Origin of the sequence: Acinetobacter sp. ABJ-A23_2, assembly GCF_044538765.1 — a bacterium.
In the GTDB taxonomy this organism is placed as follows: Bacteria; Pseudomonadota; Gammaproteobacteria; order Pseudomonadales; family Moraxellaceae; genus Acinetobacter; species Acinetobacter nosocomialis_A.
Map to the genome: position 1 here is coordinate 1 of NZ_JBIUCP010000117.1, position 713 is coordinate 713.

Below are 713 nucleotides of genomic sequence, written 5' to 3' on the forward strand. Positions count from 1 at the left end.
ATTTAAATGAATACAAAACTATTAATTGGTGTTGTAATATTATTTTCTATAAGTGTTATTGTCAGAATAGCACCTGCATTTGTAAAAAATAGACTAAATAGTGAAACATTAGATAATATTGAGCAAGTTTTACCAATATGTGTTTTTATACCTATGTCAGTCTATTTTTTTATAACTGAAATACAGAAGAACTTTTTATCAGCTATTATTTCATTCATATTTATATTTATCTTGTTGCAGATTAAAAGTAATAATCTTGTGACAATTATTGGTTCGATACTGGTATTTATTTTTATTAAGAATTTTACAAACCTGAGTTAATTATTCTCTTAAAACTGCTTCAATATTATTACCATCTATATCAATAAGAAAAGAGGCATAATAATTAGTACTATAGTTCAAGCGGTATCCTGGTTTTCCATTATCTTTGGCTCCAATTTCTAAGCCCATTTTATGAAAAGCAATAACCTCATCTTTTGATTTAGCTGAAAAAGCAAGATGTACTTTACTACGGATACCATCTTCTGAACTACTCGCTATCCAGAAATAAACTCTATTATTCATTCCAAAACCGTAAGCAATTATATTTTCATTATCATCTTTTCGTTTTTTTAAACATTTGTATCCTATACTCTCTAATAGATAAGTATAAAAATTATAAGCTAAATCTAAATTACTTACTTTTAATTCAATGTGATCTATCATAGTTATAT

At 25.5% G+C, this 713-nt stretch carries 2 protein-coding genes; one reads left to right on the top strand and one right to left on the bottom strand.

The features are described 5' to 3' along the window. Positions 1-6: 6 nt before the first annotated feature. The gene (locus ACH63V_RS18105) at positions 7-321 is read left to right on the top strand and encodes an AzlD domain-containing protein (protein WP_396464323.1); all 315 of its coding nucleotides are present in this window, start codon (positions 7-9) and stop codon (positions 319-321) included. Here ACH63V_RS18105 and ACH63V_RS18110 read toward each other — a convergent pair. After that, a partial coding sequence (locus tag ACH63V_RS18110) for a VOC family protein (RefSeq protein ID WP_396464324.1) occupies positions 322-713 on the bottom strand: 392 nt, incomplete at its 5' end.